The organism is Candidatus Neomicrothrix sp. (assembly GCF_035329545.1).
Lineage (GTDB): Bacteria > Actinomycetota > Acidimicrobiia > Acidimicrobiales > Microtrichaceae > Microthrix > Microthrix subdominans.
Window position 1 is genome coordinate 30,909 of record NZ_DAOLGP010000001.1, and the last position, 17,959, is coordinate 48,867.

The 17,959-nt window shown below is 68.5% G+C and carries 19 protein-coding genes; 9 read left to right on the forward strand and 10 right to left on the reverse strand.

Features of this window, described 5'->3' with window-relative positions; translation table 11 throughout:
- The coding region (locus PKD89_RS00155; RefSeq protein WP_289011264.1) for an HAD family hydrolase at positions 1-683 on the forward strand (683 nt) is incomplete at its 5' end.
- A gap of 33 nt (positions 684-716) precedes the next feature.
- Here PKD89_RS00155 and PKD89_RS00160 read toward each other — a convergent pair.
- Genes PKD89_RS00160 through PKD89_RS00180 form a run of 5 tightly spaced genes read right to left on the reverse strand, consistent with a single transcriptional unit; the run spans position 717 to position 5,399 of the window.
- Complete coding sequence (locus tag PKD89_RS00160) at positions 717-1,322, reverse strand: hypothetical protein (protein WP_287389697.1); 606 nt, start codon at positions 1,320-1,322, stop codon at positions 717-719.
- Between the two features lie 29 nt (positions 1,323-1,351).
- Positions 1,352-2,059, reverse strand: a complete 708-nt coding sequence (locus PKD89_RS00165) for a hypothetical protein (RefSeq protein WP_289011265.1) — start codon at positions 2,057-2,059, stop codon at positions 1,352-1,354.
- A gap of 52 nt (positions 2,060-2,111) precedes the next feature.
- A complete protein-coding gene (locus PKD89_RS00170; protein ID WP_287389696.1) occupies positions 2,112-3,668 on the reverse strand; it encodes a cryptochrome/photolyase family protein in 1,557 nt (518 codons plus the stop codon).
- Between the two features lie 27 nt (positions 3,669-3,695).
- Complete coding sequence (locus tag PKD89_RS00175; RefSeq protein WP_289011266.1) at positions 3,696-4,274, reverse strand: DUF4395 domain-containing protein; 579 nt, start codon at positions 4,272-4,274, stop codon at positions 3,696-3,698.
- A gap of 51 nt (positions 4,275-4,325) precedes the next feature.
- Positions 4,326-5,399 (reverse strand): Rieske 2Fe-2S domain-containing protein, encoded by a 1,074-nt coding sequence (locus PKD89_RS00180; RefSeq protein ID WP_287377032.1) that lies wholly within the window; start codon positions 5,397-5,399, stop codon positions 4,326-4,328.
- Between the two features lie 162 nt (positions 5,400-5,561).
- On the opposite strand from PKD89_RS00180, the gene PKD89_RS00185 reads away from it, so the two are divergent.
- Complete coding sequence (locus PKD89_RS00185) at positions 5,562-6,227, forward strand: histidine phosphatase family protein (protein ID WP_287377029.1); 666 nt, start codon at positions 5,562-5,564, stop codon at positions 6,225-6,227.
- Between the two features lie 152 nt (positions 6,228-6,379).
- Positions 6,380-7,504, forward strand: a complete 1,125-nt coding sequence (locus tag PKD89_RS00190) for a fatty acid desaturase (RefSeq protein ID WP_287389694.1) — start codon at positions 6,380-6,382, stop codon at positions 7,502-7,504.
- Between the two features lie 25 nt (positions 7,505-7,529).
- Here the strand turns inward: PKD89_RS00190 and PKD89_RS00195 are convergent, their stop codons facing one another.
- The 3 genes from PKD89_RS00195 to PKD89_RS00205 are packed head-to-tail and all read right to left on the reverse strand — an operon-like array spanning position 7,530 to position 9,853.
- Positions 7,530-8,696 (reverse strand): serine hydrolase domain-containing protein, encoded by a 1,167-nt coding sequence (locus tag PKD89_RS00195; protein ID WP_287377027.1) that lies wholly within the window; start codon positions 8,694-8,696, stop codon positions 7,530-7,532.
- Between the two features lie 24 nt (positions 8,697-8,720).
- On the reverse strand, positions 8,721-9,209 hold the full coding sequence (locus PKD89_RS00200; RefSeq protein WP_287377025.1) for an inorganic diphosphatase: 489 nt from the start codon (positions 9,207-9,209) through the stop codon (positions 8,721-8,723).
- A gap of 29 nt (positions 9,210-9,238) precedes the next feature.
- The gene (locus tag PKD89_RS00205; RefSeq protein ID WP_287377022.1) at positions 9,239-9,853 is read right to left on the reverse strand and encodes a TetR/AcrR family transcriptional regulator; all 615 of its coding nucleotides are present in this window, start codon (positions 9,851-9,853) and stop codon (positions 9,239-9,241) included.
- Positions 9,854-9,937: 84 nt separating this feature from the next.
- On the opposite strand from PKD89_RS00205, the gene PKD89_RS00210 reads away from it, so the two are divergent.
- Positions 9,938-10,915 (forward strand): polysaccharide deacetylase family protein, encoded by a 978-nt coding sequence (locus tag PKD89_RS00210; RefSeq protein ID WP_289011267.1) that lies wholly within the window; start codon positions 9,938-9,940, stop codon positions 10,913-10,915.
- Positions 10,908-11,255 (forward strand): hypothetical protein, encoded by a 348-nt coding sequence (locus tag PKD89_RS00215; RefSeq protein WP_324332208.1) that lies wholly within the window; start codon positions 10,908-10,910, stop codon positions 11,253-11,255. Before PKD89_RS00210 ends, PKD89_RS00215 begins: the two co-directional genes overlap by 8 nt.
- 31 nt (positions 11,256-11,286) lie before the next feature.
- Here the strand turns inward: PKD89_RS00215 and folP are convergent, their stop codons facing one another.
- Both folP and PKD89_RS00225 read right to left on the reverse strand, forming a co-directional pair.
- On the reverse strand, positions 11,287-12,186 hold the full coding sequence (gene folP / locus PKD89_RS00220) for a dihydropteroate synthase (protein WP_287377017.1): 900 nt from the start codon (positions 12,184-12,186) through the stop codon (positions 11,287-11,289).
- Positions 12,187-12,203: 17 nt separating this feature from the next.
- Positions 12,204-13,778 carry a DUF5317 family protein gene (locus tag PKD89_RS00225; protein WP_289011269.1) on the reverse strand — a complete coding sequence of 525 codons (1,575 nt, stop codon included), beginning with the start codon at positions 13,776-13,778 and terminating at the stop codon, positions 12,204-12,206.
- A 91-nt stretch (positions 13,779-13,869) separates the two neighbouring features.
- Between PKD89_RS00225 and PKD89_RS00230 the strand changes: the two genes are divergently transcribed.
- From PKD89_RS00230 to PKD89_RS00245, 4 genes are all read left to right on the forward strand, one after another.
- On the forward strand, positions 13,870-14,748 hold the full coding sequence (locus PKD89_RS00230) for an enoyl-CoA hydratase/isomerase family protein (RefSeq protein WP_287377012.1): 879 nt from the start codon (positions 13,870-13,872) through the stop codon (positions 14,746-14,748).
- Positions 14,745-15,512, forward strand: a complete 768-nt coding sequence (locus PKD89_RS00235) for an enoyl-CoA hydratase-related protein (protein WP_289011270.1) — start codon at positions 14,745-14,747, stop codon at positions 15,510-15,512. The genes PKD89_RS00230 and PKD89_RS00235 overlap by 4 nt, the downstream gene beginning before the upstream one ends.
- A gap of 174 nt (positions 15,513-15,686) precedes the next feature.
- A complete protein-coding gene (locus PKD89_RS00240; RefSeq protein ID WP_287377005.1) occupies positions 15,687-17,438 on the forward strand; it encodes an FG-GAP-like repeat-containing protein in 1,752 nt (583 codons plus the stop codon).
- 12 nt (positions 17,439-17,450) lie between these two features.
- On the forward strand, positions 17,451-17,903 hold the full coding sequence (locus PKD89_RS00245) for a HEAT repeat domain-containing protein (protein ID WP_287377003.1): 453 nt from the start codon (positions 17,451-17,453) through the stop codon (positions 17,901-17,903).
- The last annotated feature ends 56 nt before the right edge of the window (positions 17,904-17,959 follow it).

The following is a 17,959-nucleotide window of genomic DNA, read 5'->3' on the forward strand; positions in this document are numbered from 1 at the left end:
GGGAGTCTTCGAAGACCTTCCCCCGCGTCCGTGACACAGCGGATGCTGCGATGACTTTGGGCCTGTTCGACCTTGACAACACGCTGATCGACCGCCGGGCGATGTTCGCCCGCTGGGCGTCGGGCATGTTGGAGCGGCAACAGATCGACGCGCCGGGTGCGCTCGAGTGGCTGATCGACGTCGACGGCAACGGCTACGGCGACAAGAACCGCTGGATGCCGCTGGCGGCCGAGCGATTCGACGTGGCCGAGGCGGCGATCGCCGCTGACCGCGAGGCGCACTGGGTGGCGTCGATCGAGGTCAACGCCTCGGTTGGGGTCGCCCTGACCCGGCTGGCGGATGCGGGCTGGGTGTTGGGCCTGGTGACCAACGGGCCCCCCGGCCAGTGGGACAAGATCCACGCCGCTCGCTTGGCCGGGCACTTCGACGCGGTGGTCGTGTCGGAGTTGGTCGGTGCCCGCAAGCCCGAACCGGAGATCTTCCAGCTGGCCGCCGAGCTGTGCGGCCACCCGCTCGATGGCTGGATGGTCGGCGACCACCCGCACTTCGATATCGAAGGTGGGCGCCGCGTCGGGCTGAACGGCGCGTGGATGCGGGGGCCCGACCCCTGGCCGGATGAGTTGGCCCCGCCGACGATGACCGTCGAGACGATTGAGGAGTTCGTCGACGCGGTCCTCTGCTGAGGATGGCGGCGCCGCTGGGTCCGGCGGGCTCCCTCAGGGCAGGTCGATGTCGTTCGAGGGCAGAAAGCTGAAGGTCAGGTCGCCGAGCTTGACCAGCGTGGACGCCACCCAGCCGCCCATGGCACCAAAGTGGTCGTCGAGGACCGAGCCGTCGGCCAGGGTGGACTCGTCGAGCTCGTAGACCCCTTCGTAGGACACCTCGACCGACCACTCGGTGCTGGTGAGGTGGCTGTCGTGTAATGCCTCGGTGGTCGGCCCCTCACGGTGAAGCCGCTCGGGGCCCACGTTGGGGCTGTCCTCGGGCAGGGCCGCCAGCAGGCTGGCCAGGTCGGGCGTCTCCGACATGCGCTGGATGCGGAACGACACCTCGATCTCGATGCTCGGCGCCTCGGTCAGATCCTCGTCGATGTACCACGAGCGGTAGGCGGTCTGGCTCCACGTCGGCCAATCCAACGAGATGTCGGCGCGGATACGCGGGGGGGTGCCCTCCCCGGGCAACCCGTAGGAGGTCTCCCAGCTCACGTCGCCGAGCAGGATGTCGGTCTGAAAGCGCTCCTCGAAGGCCTGGCGTTCCAGCATTGCCCGTTCCATGGCATCGCGGAGCGAACCGATGGCGTCGGTGAAGACATGATCGAGCATCGGAGGCGACCCTACTGCCGGTGCGCCCCTCAGGCGGATGCGGGGTCGCCCGGGTGCGGGCTCATGATGACGGTCGGCACCGACCCGCCCACCCGGTCGAGCCGCAGCGTGGAGATGAAACGTCCGGGCTGTACGGCCTCGCGGGGTGGGCCCAGCAGGTCGCCGAGCCCGACGGCGGTCGCCGCGAGGTTGGCGCTGGTCAGTGCCAGCCCGAAGAAGGCGGCGGGTCCGCCGGGATCCGCCGGCACGTCGGTCGGCCCGACCAGCTCCAGGATCACATCGCCGACCCAGAAGAACACCTGCACCATCGGTGCGCCGTAGCGGCCGGTCGTGCGTCGGCGGCGCTCCCGGAAGCCGTGAGTCGTCAGGGCGCGCACCGTGCGATCGACATCTGGTGAGCTGACGACGATGTGGTCGATCGAGCTCATCCGGTTGGGGTGGGTTGCGAGGGATGCCTTTGGGGTGTCGGCCACCCATGCGGTCGGCAACCCATCGAGGTCGCCACCGGCGGATGCGGATGGCGGGGAGTCGGCCTGTGAAGTCGACCGCTCGGGCAGAACAAGGTCCCATCGCAGCAGGCCGCGCGGCCCGTCGGCGCCGTGCAGCTGAATGCTCACCGCGCCGAGCTGGATCGCTGGAATCGTTGTCGACCGTTGGCTGATGTCGAATCCGGCAGCCCGCCAGGTCGTTGGATCATCGCCGATATGAAGGGTGCACAAGGTCGGTTCGGCCGCCATGATCGCCGACGCTATCGGCCGGGTGGGCTGGGGCCGTGCCGTGCACTCCCGGTCACTTCGACGGGGTGTCGCCTCGGGCCTGACCGTACGCCGCCAGGGCCCGCTCACGAGCATCGCCGTGGTCGATCAGCGGCAGGGGATAGGTCGTCCCCAGCTCAACCCCGGCATCGGCCAACACCCCGGCCGGGGCCTCCGATGGGCGATGGATCCACTTCGGTGGCAGACCGGCCAACTCGGGCACCCAGGATCGAACGAACTCGCCGCGGGGATCGAACTTCTCGGCCTGGGTCGTCGGGTTGAAGACCCGAAAGTAGGGCGCCGCATCGGGGCCGGTGCCGGCCACCCACTGCCAGTTGCCGACATTTTGGATGGTGTCACCGTCGACGAGCAGGCGGCGAAAGTGGGCTTCGCCCAGGCGCCAGTCGACGAGCAGGTCCTTGACCAGAAATGACGCCACGATCATTCGCACCCGATTGTGCATCCAGCCGGAGGCGGCCAGCTGGCGCATGCCGGCGTCGACGATTGGAAACCCGGTCCTCCCTTGGCACCAGGCGTCGAACTCGTCGGGATCGTTCTGCCAGGGCAGCCGGTCATACTCGCTACGCATCGCCCGGTCGGTCAGGTGCGGGTGGGCCCACAGCAGGTGGGCATACCAGTCCCGCCAGGCCAGCTGGCGGACGATCGCTGCGCCGCCCTCGACAGCGTCCGCTGGCGGCCCCTCCGAGTCGGAGCCGCCGGTCGCGTGCCCCAGCGCCGACGCTGCGCGTCGCGGTGACAGGGTGCCGTAGTGCAGGTCGGCCGACAGCTCGGTCGTGGTCGCCAGGTCGGGGCGGTCCCGCTCGTCCCGATAGCGGGGGGCACGCTGAACGGCGGCGCCCAAGCGACCAAGCGCCGCCTGGGATCCGCCGGAGTGATGCGGGACGTCGCCGGCGTGGTGAAGATTGTCGATCGCCATCGTCTCGCCGGCACCCCAGGCCGCTTGTGACGGCGGGCGGGTCACCTGCGGTGTGTCCTCGGCGAGGGGGTTGCGCTCCGGCCAGGCGTCCCACGGGGTGTCCCGCCAGCGCTTGTAGAAGGGGGTGAACACCTTGGACACCCCGCCATCGTTCGTCGTCACCGACAGCGGCGGAAGCACCAACGTGCCCCAGTAGGTGTGAAAGGGCACAGGCTCGTTGCGATGGTGGCGGGCGGCTGGTGTCGAGGCCAGCGCCTGGTGGACCCGCTTGTCGCGACGGCGGCTACCCGGGGCGGCGTCCGCGTTGGCGTACAGTGCGCCCGCCTCCACCTCGCCGACCACGTGGGGCACGACGGAGGCCGGGTCACCGCGCCGCAACCACAGCTGGCCGCCCGCCGAAGCGAGCTCCTCGTCGAGGGCGCGCAGGTGCGCGCTCAGTTGGGCAAGGCGGTACGGGCCGGCAGGTTCGACGATCGCCGGATCGACCACGAACAACGCCGTGATTCGGCGGCACTTGGACACGGCGGCATTCCAGGCCGGATTGTCGACGAGCCGCAGGTCCTTGCGAAACCACACCACGCCGTGGTCGACCATGCCGTGCTCGGGCGCGCCACCGCCGGTTGCGCGGTCCTGGGGGGTGCCACCCTCAACCACGAGCGGCCGATTCGCAGCGCTTGTTGGTCAGGAGCGGGAGGCCGGTGCCCTGTCTTGCGCCTGGCGCAGTGGGCTGTCCTGCGCCGGGCGGACGCGTCCGGTTCGTGTCGGTCGGAGAGAGATGTCGGCACATTCCGGGCAGTCTGCCGCGGCGAACAAGCCGGCGTTGGCCAATCGTCCATAGGCGACGCACCCGAGGCACAGCGCGAACCCAGCTTCAAGTCCGGCGGCGACGGCGATCCCCGCAACCAGGGCGAAGCCGGCCCCGCTCCAGTCCAATCCCAGCCAAACGATGGCAGCCAGGCTCGACATGACGGTTCCGATTCCCTGGGCAAAGCGCTTGGGGGCGCCGGGCACCAACCGTGGTGAGCCGGGTAGACGGGGAGCCACCACCCGGGTGGCGAGCTGGCCAAGCGGGCTGAGGGTGGGGCCGGTGAGCACCCGGGCCCAGAACCCCAGTGCCAGCGGGATGACCATCCACTTGGCGCCGGTAAACCCGGCGGCGGTGCCGACGATGATCAGGCCGGTGAGGGCGAAGACGCCGGTGGCGACGCTGCGCGCCGCGAGTTCGTCGACCGGATCGGGGAAGGTGAAGAGGGATCGCACCTCGAAACCCTACCTAGTTGACCAAGGTGGTCGGGTATTGCCCTCGGTTTACTACTGCTTGAACGCCGGGTCGGGGGTACCGAACTTCTTCGAGGCGGTCAGCTCCCGCTCGCCCTCGGCCGGGAACGAGCCCGACGGCGGGAACACCATCGCCTCGGACTGCATCGGCTCGACGTAAAACTGGCTGGCCCACTTGCGAAACTTCATGAACGGGCCGTCCCCGGGGGCCAACGCCGGCCGCACCAGGTGGGCCTTGTTTTCCCAGATCGGCTTGTCCTCGACCACCTGGCGGGACACCTCGTCGGCGAAAGCGGTGCCAACGGTCGATTCGAAGTTGGCGTCGCCCATGCGGCGCGTGACGAAGCTGAACTGCAGTTCGCACTTGTTGGCGCTGATCGGTGTGTTGCACCCCATGAGGACCGTGTCGATGATGCCGCTGAACCGGGTGATTGAGAAGCCCGGGCCCCAGCTGTCGGAATCGATCCGGCCGTCGACGACGCCCCGCGGCGTCGGGAACTTCTGGGCCGACCGCATCGTGCTGCGATAGCCGTCGGTGTCGTATCGCTCGAGCTCGGGCACCATTTCGGTGTTGTGGACGTAGCGGAAGTGGGCGGCGTCAACACCGTTCTCGGCCAGCTCCTGCCACGGCGCCTCGATGGTGAACGAGCGGCGGATCGGCTCGGTCCACTCCTCGGTGTTCTCAAACTCCTCGACCTCGGGGAGCTCGAAGCTGGGGGGCTCGTCGTAGGGGTGATACCACGCAGCGATGGCGCCGTTGCGTTCGACGGTGGGGTATGGGGTCGCCACCTCCCGCTTGTTCACCCGATCGGCGTAGGGGATGTTGGTGTTGTGGCCCTCAGCGTCGAACCGCCAGCCGTGGAACGGGCACACGATCTCGCAGTTCTCGACCACGCCACCGTGCCCGAGGTGGGCGCCCAGGTGGGGGCAGAAGGCATCGTTGACGTGGGCCTCGCCATCGTTGTCGCGCCATAGCACCAGGTGGCGGTCGAAGTACTCGAGTGGGACGACGTCGCCGATCTTCAGCTGCTCGGAGTACGCCATGGTGAACCAGCCGTAGGGCACCGGGAACGGCGAACGGGTCGTGGCAATGGGTCCGGTGACCATCTTGTCTCCTTCGAGCGCCCTGGGCGTCGCCAGGAACGAGGTCGGCAAAACTAGAACGTGTTCTCATTCTAGGGCTTCGGGGCCGTGTTGTCGCCTCCGAACCGGTTGGTGTTCCCGATGTCTCGCCGCTCGGTGCGGATGTGAGCGGCTAAAAACGATGCCATGACCGAGTCGTCGCCGATCCACCAGCGCCCCTATGTGCCACCGCCCGGTTCGGTGACCGTGACGCTGATCCGCCATGGCGCGTCCGCCCCGGTCATCCCGGGGCAACGCCACCCGATGTTCGCCGGTCAGGGCAACCCGGCGCTCGACCCGATCGGCGTAGAGCAGGCGCAGCGGACGGCCGAGGCCCTGTGCGAGCCCGGTCAGCGGCCCATCGATGCCATCTACACGTCGACGCTGGTGCGCACCCAGCAGACCGCCGAGCCGTTGGCGGAGCGTCTGGGCCTCACCCCGATCGCCCTGGCCGACCTGCGGGAGGTGTATGTGGGAGAGCTGGAGGGAGGTCTGTTGCGCGAGGCCGGTGCGGCGGGCGATCCGGTGGTCAAGGCGGCGATGCTCCTCGAGCGCTGGGACACGATCCCCGGCGCAGAGGCCGAGGAGGCGTTCTCCGAGCGCCTGGCCCGGGGCCTGGCCACCGCCGTCGAGGGGCGGCGAGACCAGCGGGTGGCGCTCGTCGTCCACGGCGGGGTGATCGCCCGCATGCTGGCCGACCTGACCGGGGCATCCAACTTCGCGTTCAAGGGTGCCGAGAACGGCTCGGTGTCCGAGTTCGTGCTGCTCGCCGACGGGCGTCGCTGGCTGCGCAGCTACAACGTCACGTACTGAGCGCCGACACCCGTGAGGTTTTTCATCGCCGGCCTGGCCAGACGAATGTGACGTATGCCCACCATGCGATCGGCCCCGGTGCGCCAACGAATCCGAGCAGCCGGCCGAACGGCTGACCGGGAGCAGCGCCGTTCTGGCTTACGCTGCGCGCCATGACCGCTCTGTTCCCCCCTGATCGGGCGCTGTTAGCGCGCCCGATTTTACCGACCCGCGCCGAAGTCCGCGCCTCGATACCCGCTGAGTGCTTTGAACGCCGGACGGCCAGGGCGTTCGCCCATCTCGCCTTGTCGCTGGTGCTGGTCGCCGGGATGGTCGGCGCCGCAGCGGCGTGGCTGCCGATGACCTGGGCGTGGCTCCCGGTCTGGCTGATCTACGCCGTGGCGTGCGGCACTGCGGCGACGGGGCTGTGGGTGATCGCCCACGAGTGCGGCCACGGGGCCTTCTCACCCAACCGGCGGCTCGAGAACGGGGTCGGCTTCGTGCTTCACAGTGCGCTGCTTGTGCCCTACTTCTCGTGGCAACGCAGCCATGGCGTGCATCACGCACGCACCAACCACCTCGACGAGGGTGAGACGCACGTCCCTCGTCGCGCCGCAGCACCCAGCCGCGACGCCGAAGGCCGCCCCCGCCGCCCGAGCGGCCCCGTCGCCAACGCGTTGGGCATCGCCCAAACCCTGCTGTTCGGGTGGCCGGCCTACCTGCTGGTCGGCCTCACCGGATCCGAGCGCCGCGGTCGCAGTAACCACTTCTGGCCGGTCCAGCCCTTCGACACCGAGCTGTTTCCGGCTCGCTGGCACCGGCGGGTATGGGCATCGGCGGCCGGGGTAGCGGTCGTCGTCGGTCTGCTTGTCGCGGCGGCGGTCAAGTTCGGAATCGTTGCGGTGCTGGCCCTCTACGTCGGCCCGTACCTGGTGATGAACGCCTGGCTGGTCGGCTACACCTGGCTGCAGCACACCAACGTCGACATCCCGCACTTCGCCGAACCGGAGTGGTCGTGGCTGCTCGGGGCGTTCCAGACGGTCGATCGTCCGTACGGGCGCCTGATCGACACCGTGCACCACCGCATCGGCAGCACCCACGTCGCCCACCACATCGATCATCGCATTCCCCACTACCAGGCGGCACGGGCGACCGACGCGGTCCGTCAGGCCTTTCCGGAGTGGTACCGCTACGACCCGACACCGATTCCGCTGGCACTGTGGCGGGTCGGCCGGGACTGTGACTTCGTGGAACCCGGCGAGCATGGCTGGTGGTTTCAGCCGCCGTCGCCCCGGTGACGGGCCTGGACCTGGGCGCATCGCGTCAGCCAGAGACCGAGTCGGCCACCTTCGACGCGATCGATATGGTGCGTCGCGCCTCGCGCAGGTTGTTGGCGTCGATGCCCGAGGTGACGAACCCCATCGACAGGCCGGTGTCGGGGTCGGCCCAGGAGATCTGGCCGCCGGCGCCGTTGTGCCCAAACGTCCGTGGTGAGCAGCCGGCGCCGAAGCCGCGCAGCGTGTTGTTGCCGTCGTGCCCGGCGATGATCAGCCCGGCGGACCGGTTGGCGGCGAAGCCGAGCATCGGGTCGGGCAAGTTGACGAGGATCTCCTGGGTGGCCAGGCGAAGCGCTTCGGGATCCCACATCCCGTCGGGGTTGGCCATCAGCGCCTGGTAGTAGCGAGCCAGGTCGGCGGCGGTGGCCACGCCGCCCGCACCGGGTACGCCGACGACCCGAACCCCCGGTTTGGCGAACATCGTGAGCACCTCGGGGGTGACCTCGCCCAGGTCGAAGCTGTCGGTGCCGAACACCGCCCGCAACTCGTCGGGGGAGGGCGGCTCGCCGACGGCGACCGGGTTGGCGATTGGGCCTTGAGCCTCGGGCGGCTGCCCCAGCCCGAACGTGAGCCCCAGCGGTCGGCACAGGCGCTCGTCGATCGCCTCGCCCAAGGGCTGGCCAAGAATCGCTTCGACCACCGCCCCCAGTACCCAATGCCCGGACGTCGGGTGATACTCGAAGTGGGTCCCCGGCTCGGTGTCCAGGCGCCATCGGGCAAACGCCTCGTTGCGCCCCTCGGCCGAGTCCCAGAGCGGCGGTCCCAGCGGGGCGTGGGGAAACCCGCCGGTGTGGGTGAGCAGGTGGGCGATCGTCACCGCGTTCTTGCCGTTGGCCCCGAACGACGGGACATAACGGGCGGCGGGATCGTCCAGAGCCAGGCGTCCCTCGCCGAGCAGCTGCCAGATCACCCCGCCGGTGAATGCCTTCGTGCACGAATACACCACGAAGCGGTCGGCGGTCGTCGCCGAGCCGAAGCTGACGTCGAGTATCAGTTGTCCGTGCCGGGCCACCGCCAGCTGAGCGGCGGGGAGTCGTCCCGTGTCGACCTCGGCTTGGATGCGGTCGGCCGCTCGCTGCAGGCCGGCCGGGTCGACGCCCAGCGACTCGGGATCGGCGGCGGTCCGCCCGGCGTCGGTCATGGGCACACGCATGTGGTCATGTCGAGCGGTGGGCGGTCAGCCCGGAAAGTTGGCTTGGGCCTCGGCAACGACGGCGAGTGCCTCGTCCCGGCTGTGCCAGCCACCAACCTTGACGTACTTACCCGGCTCGAGATCCTTGTACACCTCGAAGAAGTGGCTGATCTCGGCCAGCAGATGCTCGGGCAGGTCGCCGATGTCGCTGTACTGATCCTGGCGGTGATCGTCGTGCAGGACGCACAGGATCTTCTCGTCCCGGCCTGCCTCGTCGTGCATCATCATCATGCCGACCACCCGAACCCGCAGGTGAACGCCGGGGTAGGTGGGCTCGCCGAGCAACACCAACACATCGAGCGGGTCGCCGTCGTTGGCGAGGGTGTTGGGGAAGAAGCCGTACTCGACCGGGTAGACCGTCGCTTGGAACAGCAGTCGGTCCAACCAGACGTCGCCGGTGTCATGATCGATCTCGTACTTGTTGCGCGACCCCCGGGGGATCTCGACGACAACCTCGAACCATTCGTCAGTCACCGGTGCAACCTAGCGCTTTGTCTCTCGGCTCAACGCCGGGGGTCGGCGGGGTGGTCCGGCAGTTCGGCCGCACGGATCCCGCGCAGGCCAAACCAGACGAGTTCGGACACCTGCGCTGCCAACTCGGCGTGGTCGATGCTGGCGGGTTTGGCGATCCAGCGCCGACAGGTGCTTTCGGCCATGCCGACGATGCCGTGGGCGAGCAGCACGCGACGCTCGCGGGTGAGGCCGCTGATCACGATGTTGTCGGCCACCAGGTCCGCAATCGCATCCTCCACCCGATGTGCTGCGGCCAAAAAGTCGGGTTCGCGCCGAGTACCGGCCGAGAAGAGCAGATCGAAGGCCGCCCGGTTGTGGTCGACCCAGGCGAAGTAGGCGTCGAAGCCATGCTCGAGCTGTTGGCGGGTGGAGGACTGGTCCACTGTCGCCTTGGCGATCACGCTGGACAGGTCGGCGCCGATCTCGGCGAGCAATTCCAGGAACAGCTCGCGCTTGGAGGAGAAATGTTGGTAGAGGACCGGCTTGGTGACGCCCGCCGCCTCGGCGAGGTCGTTCATCGAGGTCGCATGAAACCCCCGCTCGCCGAAGATATCGAGGGCCACGCCCAACAACTGGCGGCGGCGGGCTGCGGCGGGAAGGCGCATGGCCTCAGGATAGCGGTAGTTACCGCACGGTAACTACGGGTGGGGGCGGACGGCGAAGAGGTTGATCGGGGCTACGATGCCACCGTGTCCGGCGGAGTCAGCTTCACCATCGACGTGGAGGACCACTGGGCCGACCCCTTGGGGGAGCTGCGCTACGAGCAGCTGGCCTGGGAGGTGCTCGGCTGGTTGCAGGGCCTCGGGGTGCGCGGCAGTTGGTACTTCGTTGGGGAACTGGCTCAGCGTCACGGCGACCTGGTGGCCGCCGTCGCTGCTGCCGGCCACGAGATCGGTGTGCACGGGTGGACCCACACCCCGCTTCCCGAGCTGTCCCCACAACGGTTCCGCGACGACGTGCGACGGGCCAAGGGGGTGCTCGAAGACCTGGGCGGTAGCCCTGTCATCGGTTTCCGGGCCCCGACGTACTCGCTGGTGCGGGAGTCGTTGTGGGCCACCGACATCCTCGCCGAGGAGGGCTACGCCTACTCCTCGGGTGTGTCGTCGCGTCGCAACCCGCTCTGGTGGTACCCCGGAGTTCCGCCCCACCCGTTTCGTTGGCCCTCGGGGCTGCTCGAGACCTCGGGCGAGTTCGCCAGGGTCGGGCGCTACGTCTATTACTTCGGCGGGGGGACTTTCCTGCGGGCCACGCCCTGGTGGATGGTGCGCGAGGGCTTCGCCCGCTGGGCGGACGAGGGCGTTGCCTTTCTGTATTGCCACCCCTATGACTTCGATCCGGGCGAGGAGCGCTTCCGGATCCCCGACGTGCCGGCGGTGCTCGCGCCCCTGCTGTGGGCCGGCCGCCGCAACACGTGGAGCCGGGTTGAGGCACTGCTGCAGAACGCTGCGGCACCGCTCGCAGAACGCTTGGATGAGGTGGCGGCGCTGGCCAGCGCCGGTCGGGCCGACCCGATCTCGCTGGCCGACGACGGCACGGTCACCGGGGCGCGGCCCTGGGCCGGCCGTGGGGCGCTGCGGGTGCAGGCGGGATCGTCGCTCGGCGGGTTGCGCCACACCTGGCTGGGCCCGCGACCGGGCTCGCTACCAAAGGAGTTCTCCCATGGCTGATCCCGACGACGCCGCAATCCCTCCGACCGACCCAGTACCGCCGACCGACCCAGTACCGCCGACCGACCCAGTACCGCCGACCGACCCCGTGCTCGCCAAGCGAGCCCGGGCCTCGGAGCTGGCCAACATGGGCAAGCGCCTCGGCTACTCGGTGATCCTCATCGCCATCGTCGTGTTTGCCATCGGCGTCATCACCGGCTTCGAGGAGTGGATGGTGGTCGTCGTCACCACCTGCCTGGCCTTGTCGGCGGTGTTCCTCGTGCCGGCGGTGATCGTTGGCTACGGAGTGAGCGCAGCCAACCGTGAAGAGCGGGAGGAACGGGCGCAGCGGGCCGGCTGAGCCGCCTTCCGCCGAAACCGGTCGCCCCTGCTCAGGCCTGTCGGCGGCGCAGTTCGGGCGCCAGCCGGGCCGCAGCGTCGATCTGATTTTCCCCCTCGAGATAGCGGCAGACGTCGAGGTAGCGCCGGGCCTCGGCCACATCGTGGAGGCGAAAGATGCGCTGGCCTCCGGATCGCAGGTGGCCGAGCACCGCCAGGGTGCCGGCCAGGCGCTGGTCGGGCGGCGACTCGGTCATGACGCCGATCACATCCTTGCGGGAGATCGCCATGAGAACCGGGACGCCCAGCGCATCGAACTCGGAGGCCCGTCGCAGGAGCTCCAGGCTCTGGGCCGGGGTTTTGGCCAGGTCGATGCCCGGATCGATGATCGTGGCCTCAAGGGCGCCCGGCACGCAGCCGAGCTCGTCGAGCTGAGCGCGAAAGTAGACGCCAACGTCCTCGACGACGTCGCCGTAACGATCGTTCTCGAGCAGCTTGGTCTTGGGGGCTCCAGGGTTGTGGGTGATCACGTGTAACGCGTCGTGGCGTACAGCCAGGGCGGCGAACTCGGCGTGTTGGGCGCCGATGATGTTGTTGAGCACGGACGCGCCGGCCTGCAGGGCAGCCTCGGCCACCTCCAGACGGTAGGTATCGACCGACAGCGGCACCTGCGGGAGCTCGGCGGCCAAAGCTTCGATCACCGGGAGCACGCGGGTGAGCTCCTCGTCCAGGCTGATCTCTGCAACCGCTGGGGAGGCGGTCTGGCCACCGATGTCGAGCAGGTCGGCGCCAGCGTCGACCAATTCGGTCGCCCCTGCGATCACCGCTTCGGGGCCCATCGTGGCTCGCGGATCGGAAAACGAATCGGCGTTGGCGTTGACGATGCCCATGATCAACGGGCCGTCGTCGTGGGCGAGCAGGGAACCGTGCGGCCGGGCGGCTGCGGTGGTCATCGGTGCGGAGCAGCCGATCAGGAACCGTCGGCGGGTGACGGGTCGTCGTCGGAGCCGGAGGAGCTCTCGGCGTCGCGCGTCGGTCGGCGCCCCCTGGCCGACGCGGGCACCCGCCATCTGCCCGGCGACGAGTCTTCGGGCACCACGGCGGGGGTGGATTGCGTCTTGAGTGCCTCGTGTTCGGCGGTCAAGGTGCTGTCGTCCGGGACCTCGGGCTCGCCGGCCGGCTCGGGCGGCGGCTCCGGTGGCGGAGCCGCCGGTTCGACGGGAGGAGCGACCGTCGCTGGCGTTGGGTTCATCGTTGGTCGGCGTCGGACCCCGCCGGGGCGGGTGCCGGGTGCGGGCCGGGACGCCGTGACCTCAGCTGGGGCTGCGGTGGGCGCTGGAGGTGAGTTTGGCGGGGGCGCCGGGGAGGGTGGGGTCGGTGCAGGTGCAGCTGCAGGGATCGGTGCCAAAGTAGGTGCCGAAGCGGGTACCGGTGCCGGTGCAGGCGTCGGTGCCGGAGTAGGTGCCGGGTCTCCGTCCGGCCACGGTTCGGACGTCTGGCGGGAATCGACCGCCCTCGACCAGCCAGGCGGCAGGTCGGCATCGTCACCCATCGTGTCCGGTCCGGGATCGGCCTCGCGTGGCGGAAGGGGCTCGAGGTCGACGACCGCCGACTCGCCGGTGTCGGGCCCCAGCCCCGACGGTGCCGGCCGGATGTCGCCCTGGGTCGGGACCACCCGGCGGCGGGGTCGGCTGGCGGGATCCGGATCGGCCTTGCGTTCGCTCCGGGAGACGCGATGAACGATCACGCTCCCGTCGTCGTCGATGGAGTCCGAACCGCTCATGCCCTCGACCTGCGTCCCGACCATGTCGAGTTGGGCTGGCGCGTCGGCCGTGCGCATCGGCACCGGGCGGACGTTGCCGGAGCTGCCCATCGACACGTGCTCGACCTCCACCCCATGGGTGTTGTCCGCCGGGCCCTGGCCCAGCGTCTCCAGGGCCTCCTGATAGGTCGCCAGCGTCACCCGTGGGCTGCGCTTTGGCGGTGCGGGGCCACCGATTCGCACCTGCCGCCGACGGAGGATGGCCTGGGTCACCAGGGTGACCCCAACGAGGGCGATCAGGTCGCCAAAGGAGATCACCAGACCGAACGGAAGCGGGATGACCGCGCCGAGTGGGGTGACGAGGTCTTCGGAGGTAGCCAGATGGCGCGGACCGGTCAGCTCGACGGTGCCCACTTCCGCCTTGGTCATGGCGCCGGAGGAGACCATGGCGTCGGTCGAGACCGGAGTTCCGCCGTTGACCAGCATGGGGACGAGGTTCATGGCCAGGCCGACGGCGACGAGCACCATGCCTCCGACGCGTCGGTTCATCCAGGCCACGTACACGAGGGCGGCGACCGAGGCCAGGCCAAGAACGAACGGGAACACCCCGGTCCAGCCGAACGCATCGGCGACCACTTGGACGACGATCGCACCGACCGCCACCTCCCACGCGGCGGGTCGCCACTGGAGAAGGTTTCCAATGTTGCCGCCGCCGATCAGCCCGATGCCGATGCCCAGGAGGATGGCGAGCAGCACGGGCAGCAGTGCCAAGAGCGCCGACATGGGGGGCAACGCTAGTTCACCCCGACACCGGCGGGCGGCACCCGTCGGCCGAAGCGCTGCGCCGAAGCGGTGACCTGGTTACGGTGCAACCGTGAGCGAACCGACCGACCAGCGACGATCCGACCGAGCGGCGCCACCACCCGCCTCCGGCGTGCCCGCAACCGATGCGTCCGCCGCCGATCTGCCCGGCGCCGGCATCGACGGCCTCGCCGTCGAGCTCGACGGGCGCACGCTGTGGGTCACCCTCGACCGTCCGAAGCAGCGCAACTCGTTGACCTGGGCGATGATCACCGGCCTGAAGACGATCTTCGAACGGGTCCGTAGCGATCGTCGGGTGGGCGCAGTCGTGCTGACCGGTGCCGGTGATCGGGCCTTCTGCTCCGGGGCCGACCTGTCGGGGATGACCGGCGGCTCGGCCTTTGAGATGCATGAGTCCCGGGGGCAACTGCCCGCCCTGTTCGAGGCGATGTGGGCAAGCGGCACCCCGACGATCGCCGCGGTCAGGGGTTACTGCCTGGCCGGAGGCATGGGACTGGCCCTCGCCTGCGACCTGGTCGTCGTCGCCGATGACGCGGTGTTCGGCACCCCGGAGATCAACGTGGGCCTCTGGCCCTATGTGATCTCGGTGCCGCTCCTGCGTTCGATGCCGCCCAAGCGGGCCCTCGAGCTGATGATGACCGGCCGCCGCATCGACGCCGCCGAAGCCGATCGTTTCGGGTTCGTGGCCCGTCTGGTCGCCGTCGACGAGCTTCGCAGCGCCACGACCGAGCTGGCGAGGGGCCTGTCGGAGGCGCCGACCGGGGTGATGGCGCTGGGCCGCGACTCGTTCTACCGGGTGGTCGACGCCTCGGCGACCGACGCCCTCGCCCACCTGCAAGCGATGTTGAGCCTAGGTTCGTCGCTCGACGATGCCACCGAGGGCACAACCGCCTTCCTCGAGAAGCGCCGACCGAACTGGAGTGGATCGTGACCGAACCGACCGAACAGATGCCGGCCCCAGATGCCGTCGTGCTCAGCGAGCGCCGTGGCGACGTCCAGCTGATCACGATCAACCGGCCCCGGCGGCGCAACGCCCTCGACGCCGAGGCGGTCGAGGCCCTTCACCAGGCGATTGACGCCGCCGCCGAGTCCGCACCGCGGGTGTTGGTGCTCACCGGCACCGACGGCCATTTCTGCGCCGGTGCCGACATCACCACCACCGAGGACCCCGACTACACGGTTGGTCTGCGCCACATGCTCGACGCGCTGGTCGGCCTGAGGTTCCCGACCGTGGCCGCTATCGCGGGATCGTGCATGGGCCTGGGCGTGCAGCTGGCCCTGTCGGTCGACCTCCGGGTAGCGAGCGAGGATGCTCGCTTTGCTGTGCCGGTGGCGCGGCTTGGCCTGCTGACGGACCATCAAACGCTCCAGCGCTTGACGTTGGCGGTCGGCTGGGGGATGGCGCGTTCCATGGTGCTTGCGGGTGACGTGTTGAACTTCGACGATGCCTGGCGCCTCGGTTTGGTGCAGCGGCGCGGCGACCTGGACGATGCGTTGGCGTGGGCCGCCGACATGGCCACCCTGGCGCCGCTGTCCCAGGCCGGCGCCAAGCTGGGTCTCGATCTGCTGGAGAAGCCGGTCGCCGACCACCCCCGCTACCGGGAGGCATTTCTGGCGGCCTGGGCCTCTGAGGACCTCGCCGAGGGTCGGGCGGCGTTCGCCGAGCGGAGGACCCCGACCTTTCGGGGCCGGTGACCCGCACTGCCAACAAAGCTTCCAGTCCGCCACAAATACCGTCAGGGAGGTGAAAGGGTCGAGTCCTGGTCGAGACTCATGACGCCAAACGGGTTGACTGTATGTGCTCAGAGGCGCATAATGCAGTTACCGCTTCATCACGCTGGACGCGTTCGGAGCTGTGGGGGGATTCAGATGTCTCGACACGATGATTTCGATGGTGACGGACGGGCCGAGCTGCTGGTGTCGAGTCCTTGGGGCATCGGGCTGTTGGAAATGTTGGGCAGCGCCTTCAATGCTCCCATGATGGCGCCGAACGGCACCCGATTCGGTGGCTGGAACCTGCAGACCGGCGATAACCGGTTTGGGCCGGTCGGCGACTTCGATGGAGACGGACAGGCGGAGATCGTGTTCTCCAGCCCATGGGGCCTCGGGGTCCTCGAACAGCGGAAAAACACGTTCGCACCCCTGATGATGGCGCCGAACAGCACCCGATTCGGTGGCTGGAACCTGCAGACCGGTGACAACCGGTTTGAAAAGGTCGGCGACTTCGATGGTGATGGACGTGCCGAACTCCTGATTACGAGCCCGTGGGGCGTGGGGATCCTGGAGCTTGCTGGGTCGACGCTCGCCGCTCCCATGATGGCGCCGAACGGCACGCGATTCGGTGGCTGGAACCTGCAGACCGGCGATAACCGGTTTGGCCCCGTCGGCGACTTCGACGGCGATGGACGGGACGAGATTTTTGTCTCCAGCCCGTGGGGTGTGGGGATTCTGCAAATGCAGGGGAACACCTTGCGGCCGCTCATGATGGCTCCGAATGGGACGAGGTTTGGCGGCTGGCTACTCAACACCCGCGACAACTTCTTTCGGATTGCGGCCGACTTTGACGGAGACGGCCGTGTGGAACTGCTCGTGACCAGCCCTTGGGGAATCGGGATTCTTGAGTTCACCGGCGGCACCCTCGGAGCGGTCACGATGGCATCCAACGGCACCCGATTAGGAGGGTGGATCGTCGACACCACCAACAACCGCTTCGGCCCTGCAGCGGACTACGACGGGGACGGCCGTGCGGAACTCTTGATGTCCAGCCCATGGGGGATCGGCACACTCGAGCTGAACGGCGGGGCGTTCACATCGCCGCTTATGGCCGCCAACGGAACCCGCGTGGGCGGCTGGGTGGTCGACACCCGCAACAATCGGTACGGACCTGCATTGGACTACGACGGGGACGGGCGGGCTGAACTGCTCGCTACGAGCCCTTGGGGTCTCGGTGTGCTCGAGCTGACCGTCCCCGGGGGTGGTTCGCCGGTCATGGCTCCCAACGGCACTCGCTTCGGCGGGTGGAACCTGCAGACCGATGACAACCGATTCGGCGTCCGCCGCTCCTGCTTCGACCACGTGGTCGTCCACTTCAAGATGCTCGTCGCGCCTTCCGCCGGACTCACCACGTTCATGGACAGGCAGTACAAGGCGATGGAGGACCTGTTCGCCGACTACGGCGTCGCAACCTACCGAGGAACGACAGAAGACCTCAGTGCTGATGCCAGACTAGCGGGCGTAGTCGACCTCGATGTCGGCGCCTGCACCCGCGGAAACCCAACGGCGGAGCACAATGCGCTCTTCGCTAACCGAAACGGTGTGAGGGCCAACGAGCTCGTCGTGTACGTCGTCCGCACGTTGAATAGCAGCGCCGCGACCAACGTTCTGGGGTGTGCGACCCACCCGAACAACCAGCCGGGATGCGCTGTCGTGCAGGCGAAAGCCCGGTGGCTGGTGGCCCATGAAATCGCACACGTGCTTGGGCTCCGTCACTGGCCCAAATCGCCAACAACCAATAGCCGGTACCTGATGTTCCCCAACGTCGGATGGACCGATACTCCGCCGGACATCGTCCAGACGGAGGTAGCAACCATGGTGGACTCGCCCCTAACCCGGGCCTTCTGAAAGGGGATGGAGATGGCCTTGAACATGCCGGAGTTGCGATTGCGTCTCAGCTCGATCGAGGGTGACCCGCAAATGTACGTCGACCTTGGCCCCGACGAAGTTCCCCTCCTGGTGGAACTCCTCAACGACGAGGAAGCGTGGATGGCGTCGCGTGCGGTGTACGCACTGACGAGAATCGCGACGCCGGAGGCCGTAGATGCGATTCACGAGGCGAGCGCCAGTCCCCGTGGCGAGGTCCGTGTCGCAGTAGCGGCCAGCGCGAACCTGCTCCCAGTTCCGGAGGCCGACCAGGTCCTCACCAGACTGCTCGCGGATCCGGATGTCGGCGTGCGGAAGTACGCCATCGGTTCCGTGATGCCCGACAGCGATGCGAGTCTCAAGCAGCTGGTCATGGACATTTCCGACTCGGACGACGCTGTCCTCAAGGGCACGGCAGAATCCCGGGCACGCGACCTGGGCCTGTGAGCCGTCGACGTGGTCGGTGAACGTGCATTGTGGGTCGAATCAAGGAGTTCCGATCA